The organism is Bradyrhizobium sp. WU425, from assembly GCF_021052305.1.
GTDB lineage: Bacteria > Pseudomonadota > Alphaproteobacteria > Rhizobiales > Xanthobacteraceae > Bradyrhizobium > Bradyrhizobium canariense_D.
In genome coordinates, this window is record NZ_CP088089.1 from 2,812,500 (window position 1) to 2,824,523 (window position 12,024).

10 protein-coding genes are annotated in these 12,024 nt (G+C 64.9%); 6 read left to right on the forward strand and 4 right to left on the reverse strand.

Translation table 11 applies throughout. From position 1 onward, the window contains the following. Positions 1 to 41 precede the first annotated feature (41 nt). The gene (locus BcanWU425_RS13395) at positions 42 to 470 is read right to left on the reverse strand and encodes a GlcG/HbpS family heme-binding protein (RefSeq protein WP_231190523.1); all 429 of its coding nucleotides are present in this window, start codon (positions 468 to 470) and stop codon (positions 42 to 44) included. Beyond that, complete coding sequence (locus BcanWU425_RS13400) at positions 463 to 3,474, reverse strand: FAD-binding and (Fe-S)-binding domain-containing protein (RefSeq protein WP_231190533.1); 3,012 nt, start codon at positions 3,472 to 3,474, stop codon at positions 463 to 465. The genes BcanWU425_RS13395 and BcanWU425_RS13400 overlap by 8 nt, the downstream gene beginning before the upstream one ends. Positions 3,475 to 3,694: 220 nt before the next feature. Between BcanWU425_RS13400 and BcanWU425_RS13405 the strand changes: the two genes are divergently transcribed. From BcanWU425_RS13405 to BcanWU425_RS13430, 6 genes are all read left to right on the forward strand, one after another. Next, on the forward strand, positions 3,695 to 4,894 hold the full coding sequence (locus BcanWU425_RS13405; RefSeq protein ID WP_231190535.1) for a pyridoxal-phosphate-dependent aminotransferase family protein: 1,200 nt from the start codon (positions 3,695 to 3,697) through the stop codon (positions 4,892 to 4,894). A 44-nt stretch (positions 4,895 to 4,938) separates the two neighbouring features. Beyond that, complete coding sequence (locus BcanWU425_RS13410; RefSeq protein ID WP_231190537.1) at positions 4,939 to 5,736, forward strand: enoyl-CoA hydratase/isomerase family protein; 798 nt, start codon at positions 4,939 to 4,941, stop codon at positions 5,734 to 5,736. A gap of 141 nt (positions 5,737 to 5,877) precedes the next feature. Then, positions 5,878 to 6,864, forward strand: a complete 987-nt coding sequence (locus BcanWU425_RS13415) for a Bug family tripartite tricarboxylate transporter substrate binding protein (protein WP_204511854.1) — start codon at positions 5,878 to 5,880, stop codon at positions 6,862 to 6,864. A 186-nt stretch (positions 6,865 to 7,050) separates the two neighbouring features. Beyond that, positions 7,051 to 7,593: a tripartite tricarboxylate transporter TctB family protein gene (locus BcanWU425_RS13420; RefSeq protein WP_204511853.1), complete on the forward strand. Its 543-nt coding sequence runs from the start codon at positions 7,051 to 7,053 to the stop codon at positions 7,591 to 7,593. Positions 7,594 to 7,604: 11 nt separating this feature from the next. Beyond that, positions 7,605 to 9,122: a tripartite tricarboxylate transporter permease gene (locus BcanWU425_RS13425; protein ID WP_231190543.1), complete on the forward strand. Its 1,518-nt coding sequence runs from the start codon at positions 7,605 to 7,607 to the stop codon at positions 9,120 to 9,122. 156 nt (positions 9,123 to 9,278) lie between these two features. Next, the gene (locus tag BcanWU425_RS13430; protein WP_204511851.1) at positions 9,279 to 10,148 is read left to right on the forward strand and encodes an outer membrane protein; all 870 of its coding nucleotides are present in this window, start codon (positions 9,279 to 9,281) and stop codon (positions 10,146 to 10,148) included. A gap of 130 nt (positions 10,149 to 10,278) precedes the next feature. On the opposite strand, the gene BcanWU425_RS13435 is transcribed toward BcanWU425_RS13430, so the two are convergent. Both BcanWU425_RS13435 and BcanWU425_RS13440 read right to left on the reverse strand, forming a co-directional pair. Further along, positions 10,279 to 11,472: a CaiB/BaiF CoA transferase family protein gene (locus tag BcanWU425_RS13435; RefSeq protein WP_204511850.1), complete on the reverse strand. Its 1,194-nt coding sequence runs from the start codon at positions 11,470 to 11,472 to the stop codon at positions 10,279 to 10,281. 133 nt (positions 11,473 to 11,605) lie between these two features. After that, complete coding sequence (locus BcanWU425_RS13440) at positions 11,606 to 11,932, reverse strand: hypothetical protein (protein ID WP_204511849.1); 327 nt, start codon at positions 11,930 to 11,932, stop codon at positions 11,606 to 11,608. Positions 11,933 to 12,024: the final 92 nt, after the last annotated feature.

Here is a 12,024-nt window from a genome sequence, read left to right on the forward strand (position 1 = left end):
CGTCTTGCCAAGCGCAGGAGCTCTGGGTGTGTGGACGATCACTACCCCGCGTTGGCCCTCCACCCCGCGGCCTGGATGCCTGCCACCGCGCAGGCCTCGTCATTGTCCGACGTGTCCCCGGAGACGCCGACGGCGCCAAGCAGCGTCGTGCCGTCCATGATCAGCACGCCGCCGGGGACCGGCACCAGCGCGCCCTTGGCCATGGTGTTCACGGCGTCGATGAAATAGGCCTGCTCCTGCGCGCGCTGGAATAGCGCGCGCGAGCCCATGCCCAATGCGAGCGCGCCATAGGCTTTGCCGTGGGCGATCTCGGCGCGCATCAGGCTGGTGCCGTCCTGCGCCGCGGCGATCTTGAGCACGCCGCGGGCGTCGAGGATGGTGACGACCAGCGGCTTCAGCTTCAGCTCGGTGGATTTCGCGAAAGCGGCGTCGAGGATCTTGCGGGCGGTCTCGAGGGTGAGGTCAGCCATGACTGGTTTCCTTTGCAAGGGGAGTGGTTGTGGATTGGATCTTCGCACGATCGAGACTCATCGCGAGCACGCGCGCGACGTGAAGCGCCTCGCGCTGGGCACCGTCGCGGATCTGGTGTCGGCACGAGGTGCCGTCGGCGACGACGAGCGTATCTTGGTCCGCGCGCCGCACGGCGGGTAGCAGTGACAGCTCCGCCATCTCGATCGAAGCATCGTAGGTGTCCGCGCCATAACCGAAGGCGCCCGCCATGCCGCAGCAGCTCGACTCGATGGTCTCGACCTTCAGGCCGGGGACGAGGCGCAGCACCTGCTCGACCGGCTTGAACGCGCCGAAGGATTTTTGATGGCAATGGCCGTGCACCAGGGCTTTGTCGGCAACGCTGCCGAGCGGCAGTTGCAGCCGGCCGGCCTCGGCCTCGCGCACCAGGAATTCCTCGAAGGTCAGCGCGTGGGCGCCGACCGCCTTGGCGTCGTCGTCCTTGCGTAGCGAGGCGAGCTCGTCGCGCAGGGTCAAAAGACAGCTCGGCTCGAGACCGACGATCGGCACGCCGCGCGTGGCAAAGGGCGCGAATGCGGCGACGAGACGATCGAGCTCGGATCTGGCTTCGTCGACGAGACCGGCGGACAGAAAGGTGCGGCCGCAGCACAGCGGACGGCTGCCGCTTGCAGGTTTCGGCAGATGCACGCGGTAGCCGCCGGCTGCGAGCACGCGCAACGCGGCCTCGAGGTTCTCGCGCTCATAGATGCGATTGAACGTGTCGGCGAACAGCACCACCTCGCGCCCGGTTTCCGGCCCGACCGCCTCGGCCGGCGGCACGAACACGTCGCTGCGGAACGCCGGCAGCGCGCGGCGCGCGCTGATGCCGGCAAAGCGCTCGATCAGCTTTCGCAGCAGCGGGCTGCGGTTGCGCAAATTCGTCAGCGGCGCGAAGCGCGACGCGAGGCCGGCATAGCGCGGCAGGTAGGCGACCAGGCGGTCACGCAAGGTCAGGCCATGCGAGGCCGCGCGCGCGGCAAGCACCTCGATCTTCATTTTGGCCATGTCGACGCCGGTCGGGCATTCGTGGCGGCAGGCCTTGCAGGACACGCAAAGCTTTAGCGTCTCCATCATCTCGTCCGACGACAAGGCGCCCTCGCCGAGCTGGCCGGAGATGGCGAGCCGCAAAGTGTTGGCGCGCCCTCGCGTCACATCCTTCTCGTTGCGCGTCGCGCGGTAGGACGGACACATCATGCCGCCTTCGAGCTTGCGGCAGGCGCCGTTGTTGTTGCACATCTCGACCGCGCCCTGAAAACCGCCGCCGGCCCCGGGATAAGCGGACCAGTCGAGTTTTGTCTTGAGCTCAGCGACGCGATAGTCGGGTTTGAAGCGAAACAGCGAGCGATCGTCCATCCTGGGAGCGTCGACGATCTTGCCGGGATTGAGCACGCCATCGGGATCGAAGCGTTGCTTCACCTCGCGGAAGTCGGCGACGAGACGCTCGCCGAACATCGTTGCGTGGAATTCGGAGCGCACCAGGCCATCGCCGTGCTCGCCGGAATGCGAGCCCTTGTATTCGCGCACCAGTTCGAAGGCTTCCTCGGCGATGGCCCGCATCGCTTTGACGTCCTTGTCCAGCTTCAAGTTCAGCACGGGTCGCACATGCAGGCAGCCTTCGGAGGCGTGAGCATACATCGTGCCGCTGGTGCCGTGCTTGGCAAACACCTCGCTCAGCCGCGCGGTGTAGTCGGCGAGATGCGGCAGCGGCACGGCGCAGTCCTCGACGAAGGAAACCGGCTTGCCCTCCTGCTTCATCGACATCATGACGTTGAGGCCGGCGGCGCGGAAATCGGCGATCCCACTCTGCAGCGCGGGCTCGGTGATTTCCACCACGCCGCCCCATTTGCGCTTGTCGTTATTCCAGCCGAAGCCGAGATCGCCCATCAACTCGCCGAGTTGCTTCAGGCGTACGAGGTTGTCCGCCTGATTCTCCTCGGCGAACTCGACCACGAGCACCGCATCCGGATCACCCTTGATGGCGGTGGAGATGATGGGCCGGAACATCGCGATGTCACGGCCGAGCGCGAGCATGGTGCGGTCAACCAGCTCGACCCCGATCGGCTTCAGCTTGACCAGATGCTGGGCCGCGTCCATCGCCTCGTAAAAGCTGCCGAAATGGCAGATGCCCAGCGCCTTGTTGCGGATCACGGGCCACAGCTTCAGCTCGACCTTGGTGGTGAACGCCAGCGTGCCTTCGGAACCCACCAGCAGATGCGCCATGTTGTTGCGAGCATTGCGCGGCACCAGCGCATCGAGATTGTAGCCGCCGACACGGCGCTGCACTTTTGGGAAGCGCGCGGCGATCTCCCCGGCCTCACGGGCGCCGAGATCGAGCATGTCGCGGAACAGGGCGCGGGCGCTGTCGTCGGCATCGAGATCGGAGAAATCGCGCGAGACCTCGCCGAAGCGGCTCAGCGTGCCGTCGGCGAGCGCGGCCTCCATTGACAGCGTGTTGTCGCGCATGGTGCCGTAGCGCAGGCTGCGGCCGCCGCAGGAATTGTTGCCGGCCATGCCGCCGATGGTGGCGCGCGAGGCCGTGGAGACATCGACTGGAAACCAGAGGCCGTGCTTTTTCAGCTGGCGGTTGAGGTCGTCGAGCACGATGCCGGGCTCGACCACGCAGGTGCGCCCTTCGACGTCGAGCGACAGGATTCGGTTCAGGTGCTTCGAGAGATCGACAACGAGGCCGTCATTGACGGTCTGGCCGCATTGCGAGGTGCCGCCGCCGCGCGGGGTCACCTTCAGTCCCTCGTCGCGCGCGATCGCCAGCGCCCGCAAGGCCTCGTCCATGGTGCGCGGCACCACCACGCCAGAGGGCATGATCTGGTAGAAGGAAGCGTCCGTGGCGTAGCGGCCCCGGCTGAAAGCGTCGAACAGGACGTCGCCGGTCACTTCGCGGGCCAGACGTTCCGCGAGGCCGTCCTTTTTGGCCGATTCGTCTGATTTACCGGGCACTTCCGCCGCCATAGTCCGCTCTTGCCTGTTCGCCGCCCCCGTCTTGCCTACGGTCACGGCCCTTGGCAAGGCGAGCCCTGCTTCTTGTGCATTGACGGACCCCGCCCGGCGAGGGACAAGCCCGGCGAATAGTGATATTCGAGCGGCTTACGCAGCCCCCTTGAGGCCGTAGGCCTCGAAGTCAAGCTGGGCTCAAAGCCAAGACAGACTCAAGAGACCGGGAAGGACGCCGATGACCGTGCATACTGGAAGGCATTTTCTCCAGATTCCAGGACCGACCAACGTGCCCGACCGGGTGCTGCGGGCGATGGATATGCCGACGCTGGACCATCGCGGTCCGGAGTTCGCAGAGCTCGGTTTCGCAGCCCTCGCCGGCATGCAGCGGGTGTTCCGCACCAAGCAGCCCGTGATCATCTTCCCCTCGTCCGGCACCGGCGCCTGGGAAGCTGCGATGGTCAACGTGCTCGCGCTCGGCGACAAGGTGCTGATGTGCGAGACCGGCCAGTTCGCCGTGCTGTGGCGCGGTATCGCCGACAAGTTCAAGCTCGACGTCGACTTCATCCCGGGCGACTGGCGCCATGGCGCCGATCTCGCCGAGATCGAGAAGCGCCTTGTGGCCGACAAGCAGCACACGATCAAGGCGGTCTGCGTCGTCCACAACGAAACCTCGACCGGCTGCGTGACGCCGCCGCTGGAGGTGCGCAAGCTGCTCGACCGGATCAAGCATCCGGCGCTGCTGATGGTCGACACCATTTCCGGCCTCGGCTCGATGGAGTACGAGCACGATGCCTGGGGCATCGACGTCTCGGTCGCGGGCTCCCAGAAAGGCCTGATGCTGCCGCCGGGCCTCGGCTTCAACGCCGTCTCGGAGAAGGCGCTCGCGGTGGCCAAGGCCAACCCCGGCATGCGCTCTTATTGGGATTGGCAGGAGGTCATCGGCTTCAACAAGCTCGGCACCTTCCCCTATACGCCCGCGACCAATTTACTGTACGGCCTGCGCGAGGCGATCAAGATGCTGGAAGAGGAGGGGCTCGAGAACGTCTGGACGCGCCACAAGCGCCACAGCGCGGCGACCCGTGCCGCGATCAAGGTCTGGGGCCTGGAGACGCAGTGCGCCGATCCTGCCGCGCATTCGCCGGCGCTGACCGGCGTGCGCGTGCCTGATGGCCACGATGCCGACGCCTTCCGCAAGGTGGTGCTGGAAAACTTCGACATGTCGCTCGGCACCGGCCTGAACAAGGTCAAGGGCAAGGTGTTCCGCATCGGCCATATCGGTCATTTCAACGATCTGATGCTGATGGGCACGCTCGCCGGAGTCGAGATGGGGCTCGATCTTGCAAAGATCCCGCACAGGAGCGGCGGGGTGTTGGCGGCCATGGACGTCCTGAAGGGACGCGACGTGGTGCCGATGTCCAAGGCTCAGGTTGCCTGAAGGCTCAGGTTGCCTGAGCCAACTTCGAGAAAAGAGAGCGCGCGATGAACGCACCGACGACCGCCAACGAAGACCTGCTCTACTCCGTCACGGACGGCATCGCGCGGATTACCTTCAACCGCCCGCAGGCGCGCAACGCACTGACCTTCGCCATGTACGAGCGCATGGCGGAGATCTGCCAGGAGATCAACGCCGACCGCTCGATCAAGGCGCTGATTCTGACCGGCGCCGGTGACAAGGCGTTTGCCTCCGGCACCGACATTTCTCAATTCCGTGCGTTCAAGACCGCGCAGGATGCGCTCGACTATGAATCCCGCATCGATCGCGTGCTCGGCACGCTGGAGCAGTGCCGCGTGCCCGTGATCGCGGCGATCGCGGGGGCCTGCACCGGCGGCGGAGCCGGAATTGCGGCTTGCTGCGACCTGCGCATCGGGACTGAGACCACGCGCATCGGGTTTCCGATCGCGCGCACGCTCGGCAACTGCCTGTCGATGTCGAACATCAGCCGCGTCGTGTCGCTGGTCGGCCCCGCCCGCACCAAGGATCTGATCTTCAAGGCGCGCCTCGTCGAGGCACCGGAAGCACTGGCCCTCGGCCTCCTCAACGAGATCGTTCCTGATGTCGAGACGCTGCAGCGCCGCGCCGACGAGACCGCCAGGCTGGTGGCGAGCCACGCCCCGCTGACGCTCGAAGCGACCAAGGAGGCAGTGCGCCGTATCCGCCGCACGCTGTCGCGCGAAGAAGGCGAGGATCTGATCCTCAAGGCCTATATGAGCGAAGATTTCCGCGAGGGAATGGACGCCTTCCTCAACAAGCGCACGCCGAACTGGAAGGGCAAGTAGCGCGGACCCCGGCTTGGCTTCGTCAGCCGAAAGTCATAGGCAGCGTGATGCCCGCGTGCTTGAACTCGCTCGCATTAGTCCGCACAATGCGCCGATAAATTCCTGGCAAACAAAGCCAACAATAACCAGGGGACGAAACTCGTGCGAATTCTGATCCAAGCTGTTGGCGTCGCAGCGGCGCTATCGTCGAGCACGCCGGCCCTTGCCGGCTGGGAGCCGGCCAAACCGGTCGAGATCGTGGTCGCGGCGGGCGCGGGCGGCGCCTCAGACCAGATGGCGCGGATGATGCAGGCCGCCATCCAGAAGAACAATCTGATGAAGCAACCGATCGTGGTCTCGCTCAAGGGCGGGGCTTCCGGCGCGGAAGCACTGATGTACATGAAGTCCAGCGAGGGCGATCCCAACAAGGTGCTGATCGCCTATTCGCTGATTTACATGCTGCCGCTATCGGCGAAGATCCCGTTCAACTGGCGTGAGCTGACTCCGATTTCGGTGATCGCGCTTGACCAGTTCGTGCTGTGGGACAACAGCGCGGGTCCCAAGACGGTGAAGGAGTTCGTCGCCGCCGCGAAGGCGGCGAGCGCGCCGTTCAAGATGGGCGGCACCGGCTCCAAGCGCGAGGATCACGTGCTGACCGTGTTCCTCGAGCAGAAGACCGGCGCGAAATTCTCCTATCTGCCCTACAAGTCCGGCGGCGAGGCCGCGATCCAGCTCGTCGGCAACCACACCGAATCCAACGTCAACAATCCATCCGAAAATCTCGAGGTCTGGCGCGCGGGCCAGGTGCGTCCGCTCTGCGTGTTCGACAAAGAGCGAATCTCCTACACCAGTAAAGTGACGGAGACGCAGTCCTGGGCCGACATCCCGACCTGCAAGGAGGAGGGCGTCGATGTGCAGTATCTGATGCTGCGCGCGATGTTCCTGCCCGGCAAGGTCACGGCGGAACAGCAGGCCTTCTATGTCGAGCTGTTCCACAAGGTGACGCAGACCGCGGAATACAAGGACTACATGGAAAAGCAGGCGCTGAAGCCGATCTTCCTCACCGGCAAGGACATGGTGCAATTCCTCGAGGAGGACGATGCAGTCAACAAGTCGCTGATGACGGAAGCCGGATTCGTCGCGAAGTAGCGGCCTCTTCTCGCTCGCCCCGTTCTTACGGAGGCGCGACGAGCTTCGCTCGCGCTGGGAGGGTTGGGGTGAGGACTCTCTCCGCGAGTCCAACTCTCACCCTCCCCGTCGAGACTTCCCCTCACCCCGACCTCTCCCCGCAAGCGGGGAGAGGGGGAATTGAACTTACTCCGTCCGAAACGGCTCATGCCCCAGACCGATCTTGAAATCGTCGTCGACGATCCGACCGCGCCCGAACACGACTCGCCTTCCGTCGTCTCCTCCGGCACGATCGAGATATTCGTCTGTCTCTTGCTGCTCGCGCTGGCCGCCACGCTCGGCTACGACAATTGGCGCACCGGCGCCTCCTGGGATTCGACCGGGCCGGAGCCCGGCTATTTCCCGTTCTATCTCTCCGTCATTCTCGGTGGTGCCAGCCTTCACGGCCTGATCGTGGCGCTGGTCGCGCACCGCGCGGCGCCCGCAACCTTCGTCACGCGCGCGCAAGCCCGCCGCGTGATGGCCGTGTTCGTGCCAACGTTGCTGTTCTGCCTGGCGACGCAGTTTCTCGGCCTCTATGTCGCGAGCTTCCTGCTGATCGCCAGCTTCATGCGTCTCGTCGGCAAGATCGCGCTGTGGAAGTCGCTGCTCACCGCTGTCGTATTCACGGCGATCATGTTCGTGACCTTCGACGTCGCCTTCGACGTCATCATGCCGAAAGGGCCGCTCGAAGCGGCCTTCGGCCACTAAGGCGAGCCGCGATGGAAGCTCTCGGCCTGTTGCTTCACGGCTTTGCGGTCTTGCTGACGTGGAAGACCCTCGTGCTGATGATGGTCGGGCTGGTGCTCGGCATCTTCGTCGGCGTCTTGCCCGGACTCGGCGGACCCAACGGCGTCGCGATCCTGTTGCCGCTCACCTTCACGATGGATCCGACCTCGGCGATCGTGATGCTGTCCTGCATCTATTGGGGCGCGCTGTTCGGCGGCGCGATCACCTCGATCCTGTTCAACATCCCGGGCGAGGCCTGGTCGGTCGCGACCACCTTCGACGGCTATCCGATGGCGCAGCAGGGCAGGGCGGCGGAGGCGCTGACGGCGGCGTTCACGTCCTCCTTCATCGGCTCGCTGGTCGCGGTGCTCCTGATCACCTTCCTCGCCCCGATGATCTCGTCCTTTGCGCTGAAGTTCGGCCCGCCGGAATTTTTCGCGGTGTATCTTTTGACCTTCTGCTCCTTCGTCGGACTCGGGCGCGAGGCCAAGCACAAGACCGTCATCTCGATGTCGCTGGGGCTGTTGCTCGCCGGCATCGGCATGGACACAGTGTCTGGCAATCTGCGCATGACCTTCGGCTCGTCCGAGTTGCTCCGCGGCATCAACTTCCTCGTCGCCGTCATCGGCCTGTTCGGCATCAGCGAGATCCTGCTGACGATGGAGGAGCGCCTGGCGCTGCGCGGACACGCGGCGAGCATTTCGTTGCGCGTCGTGCTGCGTGTGTGGAAGGACCTGCCGAAATACTGGGTGACGCTGCTGCGCTCCTCCTTCATCGGCTGCTGGCTCGGCATTACCCCGGGCGGCGCGATCGCGGCCTCCTTCATGGGCTACAATCTCGCCAAGCGTTTCTCCAAGGATCCCGAGAGCTTCGGCAAGGGCCGCATCGAGGGTGTGTTCGCGCCGGAGACGGCGGCGCATGCCTCCGGCACCGCGGCGCTGCTGCCGATGCTGGCGCTCGGCATTCCCGGCTCCGGGACCGCCGCGATCCTGCTCGGCGGGTTGATGGTGTGGGGGCTCAATCCGGGACCGCTGCTGTTCGTCGAGCACAAGGACTTCGTCTGGGGCCTGATCGCCTCGATGTATCTCGGCAATGTCGTCGGCCTCGTGCTGGTGCTGACGACGGTGCCGATCTTCGCCTCGATCCTGCGGGTGCCGTTCGCGGCCGTGGCGCCGATGATCGTGGTGTCATGCGCGATCGGCGCCTATGCGATCCAGAACGCGATGTTCGACATCTGGCTGATGCTGGGCTTTGGCGTCGTCGGCTACGTCTTCAAGAAGATCGGCATTCCGCTCGCACCGTTCACGCTGGCGCTCGTGCTCGGCAAGAGCGCCGAGGATGCCTTCCGTCTGTCGATGATCGGCGCCGGCGGCGACCTCAAGGTGTTCTGGTCGAACGGCCTGGTGGGCTCGATCACAACCTTGGCGATCGTGCTGCTGTTTTGGCCTGTGATCGACGGCTTGCTTGTCCGTGTCGGATTGACGCAGCGGTCCAAGCAGGCGCCCAGCTAGGTAGAATATCCCCTGGATTCAGATACATAGGGGTGATGTCGCTCTAGGCTTGGGCGTTGCACGCCCCGATTGTTTCCGGTTGTTGCTGGCGCGGCACAGCCGTTGGGCGCTCCTCCGCGTATGTTTTCACCATCAAATTGGGGCGGAGGAATTGCCATGAAGCGGATTGTGATTGGAATGGCGGCGGCGATGTCGCTGTTCGCGACGGGCGCATTGGCAGCCGATCTGGCCGCAAGGCCCTACGTCAAGGCGCCGGTCATTGTCGATCCGGTCTGGAGCTGGACCGGATTCTACGTCGGCGCCAATGGCGGCTACAGCTGGGGCCGCTCGCGCACCGACGTCTCCTACTTCAACTCGGCAACCGGTGCTGCGATCGCGCCGCCGGCCGGCTCCATCACCAATGCGTCGTTCGACATGAACGGTGGCATCGCCGGTGGCCAGGCTGGCTACAACTGGCACAGCGCCAATTGGGTCTACGGTATCGAGGGAGACCTGCAATGGTCGGGTGAAAAGGGCAGCGCCGGTTTCAATTGCGCCCCCACCGGACCTGCAGGAGGAGCCTGTCTTCCGGGCCTTACCTTCCTTCCCGCCGGCGCCGCTGCCGGCACCTCGCTGACGATCGACCAACATCTTCAGTGGTTCGGTACGGTCCGCGGCCGCGTCGGCATCTTGGCGACGCCGAAGGTGCTGTTCTACGGCACGGGTGGTCTGGCCTTTGGAGAGATCAAGACCACCGGAACGATGTCCGGCTTCACGCCCGCGGGTGTGGCGGTCGGCTCGGTCGGCTCGAACTCGACGACGCGGGCCGGCTGGACCGCTGGCGTGGGCGTCGAAGGCAAGATCACCCAGAACTGGAGCGCCAAGCTCGAATATCTCTACATGGACCTCGGACGCTTCGGCTCCGGTCCATTCACGCTGGCGCCGCTCTCCACGATCAGTGCCAACATCTCGTCGCGCTTCACCGACCACATCCTGCGCGCCGGTATCAACTACCAGTTCGGTGGCCCGGTGGTCGCCCGGTACTAAGAACAACAGAGGCGTCAACAAGAAGCAAAGCCCGGCTCACGCCGGGCTTTGTCGTTTCCGGCCTGGTTATTCGACCCCGCGTTGCCTGTTCATTGCTCCGCGAGTTCGCTGGCCAACCTCTAAAGAACACTCACACCACTTTGGCGTCCCTGAGCTTGGCAATCTCGTCCGCGCCGAAGCCGAACTCCTTCAGCACTTCGTCGGTCTGCTCGCCGAATTCCGGCGGCCGCGCCACCATCCTGCTCGGCGTGCGCGACAGCGTCACGGGCTGGCCGACCAGACGGATGTCGCGACCCTCGTCATTCGGCACCTCCTGCGCAATGCCGAGATGCTTGACCTGTTCGTCTTCGAACATCTGGTCGATGGCGTAGATCGGCCCGCAGGGCACGCCGGCCTCGTTGAGTTCACGGACCCAGGTCTCCGTGGACTTCGTCAAGGTACGCTTCTCGATCTCTGCATTGAGCGCGTCGCGGTTCTTGGAGCGGGCCGGCGCGGTCAGATAGTCGGGATGGCTGTAGAGTTCGGGCGCGCCGATCGCCTGCGCGCAGCGCTCCCAGATCCGGCCGCCCGTAGTGGCGATGTTGATGTAGCCGTCCGAGGTCTTGAACACGCCGGTCGGAATGCTGGTCGGGTGGTTGTTGCCGGCCTGCTTTGCCACTTCCTTCTCCATCAGCCAGCGTGCGGCCTGGAAGTCGAGCATGAAGATCTGGGCCTGCAGCAGCGAGGTCTGCACCCACTGGCCCTTGCCCGAGACCTCGCGTTCCAGCAGTGCGGTGAGGATGCCCATAGCACAGAATAGACCGGCGGTGAGGTCGGCGACCGGAATGCCGACCCGCATCGGCCCTTCGCCCGGCGCGCCGGTGATCGACATCAACCCGCCCATGCCTTGCGCGATCTGATCGAAGCCCGGCCGCTTGTGGTAGGGCCCGTCCTGGCCGAAGCCGGAGATGCTGCCGTAGACGAGGCGCGGATTGATCTTGGCGAGGCCCTCATAGTCGATACCGAGCTTCTTCTTCACGTCGGGGCGGAAATTCTCCACCACGACGTCGGCCTTGGCGGCGAGGCGCTTGAACACGGCGAGCCCGCGCTCGTCTTTCAGGTTCAGCGTCATCGCCCGCTTGTTGCGATGCAAGTTCTGGAAGTCGGAGCCCCGCCGCGGCCCGCCCGGCTGCTCGCCGCCGGCATCCTCGGTGAGCGCGTCGATCTTGATCACGTTGGCGCCCCAGTCCGCGAGCTGCCGCACGCAGGTGGGCCCGGACCGGACGCGGGTCAGATCGAGCACGGTAAAGCGTGACAGGGCTTCCGAGGCATGCGGAAAGGGCATCTTGATGGGCTCCGGGACAGATTGTGGGCCTACCATAGTGCCGAAAGACCATGCGGCAAGACATCACGCGGCAGGTCTGGGCCGCGCGGATGCCGCCTGTCGAAGTGCAATGCCTGAGGGGCGCCGCGAAGGATCAGCGCGCCAGCTGTTTCAGCTCGGCGCGCGCCCGCTCGGCCAGCGGGTCATCACCGTGGCGCGCAATGAACAGCTCGAACGCCTCCCGCGTTCCCTTGCGACGAGCGGATTCGTACTCCTCCGCGACCGCAGCCGAGGGGTCGCGAGCCATTGGAACGGAAGGCGCGCGCCCCGCTGTGCCGCCTTGCCTGGCGCTTTCCTTGCCGCTCTCATCCGCATTGGCTTTGCCGACCATGACAGGCAGTCCTCCGAAGGGTAGATGGCCGGGCCCGGCGAGCGCCACCAAGAGGCCGAACAGCCCGGCCGAGAGTGGACCTAGTTTCATCTTTTCACTCGCAAAACGCAGTGAGCTGGAACTGACATCCTTGTCCTGGCCCGTATGAACACGGGATCTGATGGCTAACACGGCGTTATGGA

What these genes read in the sequence shown, in the direction of transcription:
- BcanWU425_RS13410 (WP_231190537.1), top strand. Translation starts at nt 4,939, where the DNA reads ATGAACGCACCGACGACCGCCAACGAAGACCTGCTCTACTCCGTCACG.
- BcanWU425_RS13425 (WP_231190543.1), top strand. Translation starts at nt 7,605, where the DNA reads ATGGAAGCTCTCGGCCTGTTGCTTCACGGCTTTGCGGTCTTGCTGACG.
- BcanWU425_RS13400 (WP_231190533.1), bottom strand. Translation starts at nt 3,474, where the DNA reads ATGGCGGCGGAAGTGCCCGGTAAATCAGACGAATCGGCCAAAAAGGAC.
- BcanWU425_RS13395 (WP_231190523.1), bottom strand. Translation starts at nt 470, where the DNA reads ATGGCTGACCTCACCCTCGAGACCGCCCGCAAGATCCTCGACGCCGCT.
- BcanWU425_RS13435 (WP_204511850.1), bottom strand. Translation starts at nt 11,472, where the DNA reads ATGCCCTTTCCGCATGCCTCGGAAGCCCTGTCACGCTTTACCGTGCTC.
- BcanWU425_RS13430 (WP_204511851.1), top strand. Translation starts at nt 9,279, where the DNA reads ATGAAGCGGATTGTGATTGGAATGGCGGCGGCGATGTCGCTGTTCGCG.
- BcanWU425_RS13420 (WP_204511853.1), top strand. Translation starts at nt 7,051, where the DNA reads ATGCCCCAGACCGATCTTGAAATCGTCGTCGACGATCCGACCGCGCCC.
- BcanWU425_RS13440 (WP_204511849.1), bottom strand. Translation starts at nt 11,932, where the DNA reads ATGAAACTAGGTCCACTCTCGGCCGGGCTGTTCGGCCTCTTGGTGGCG.
- BcanWU425_RS13405 (WP_231190535.1), top strand. Translation starts at nt 3,695, where the DNA reads ATGACCGTGCATACTGGAAGGCATTTTCTCCAGATTCCAGGACCGACC.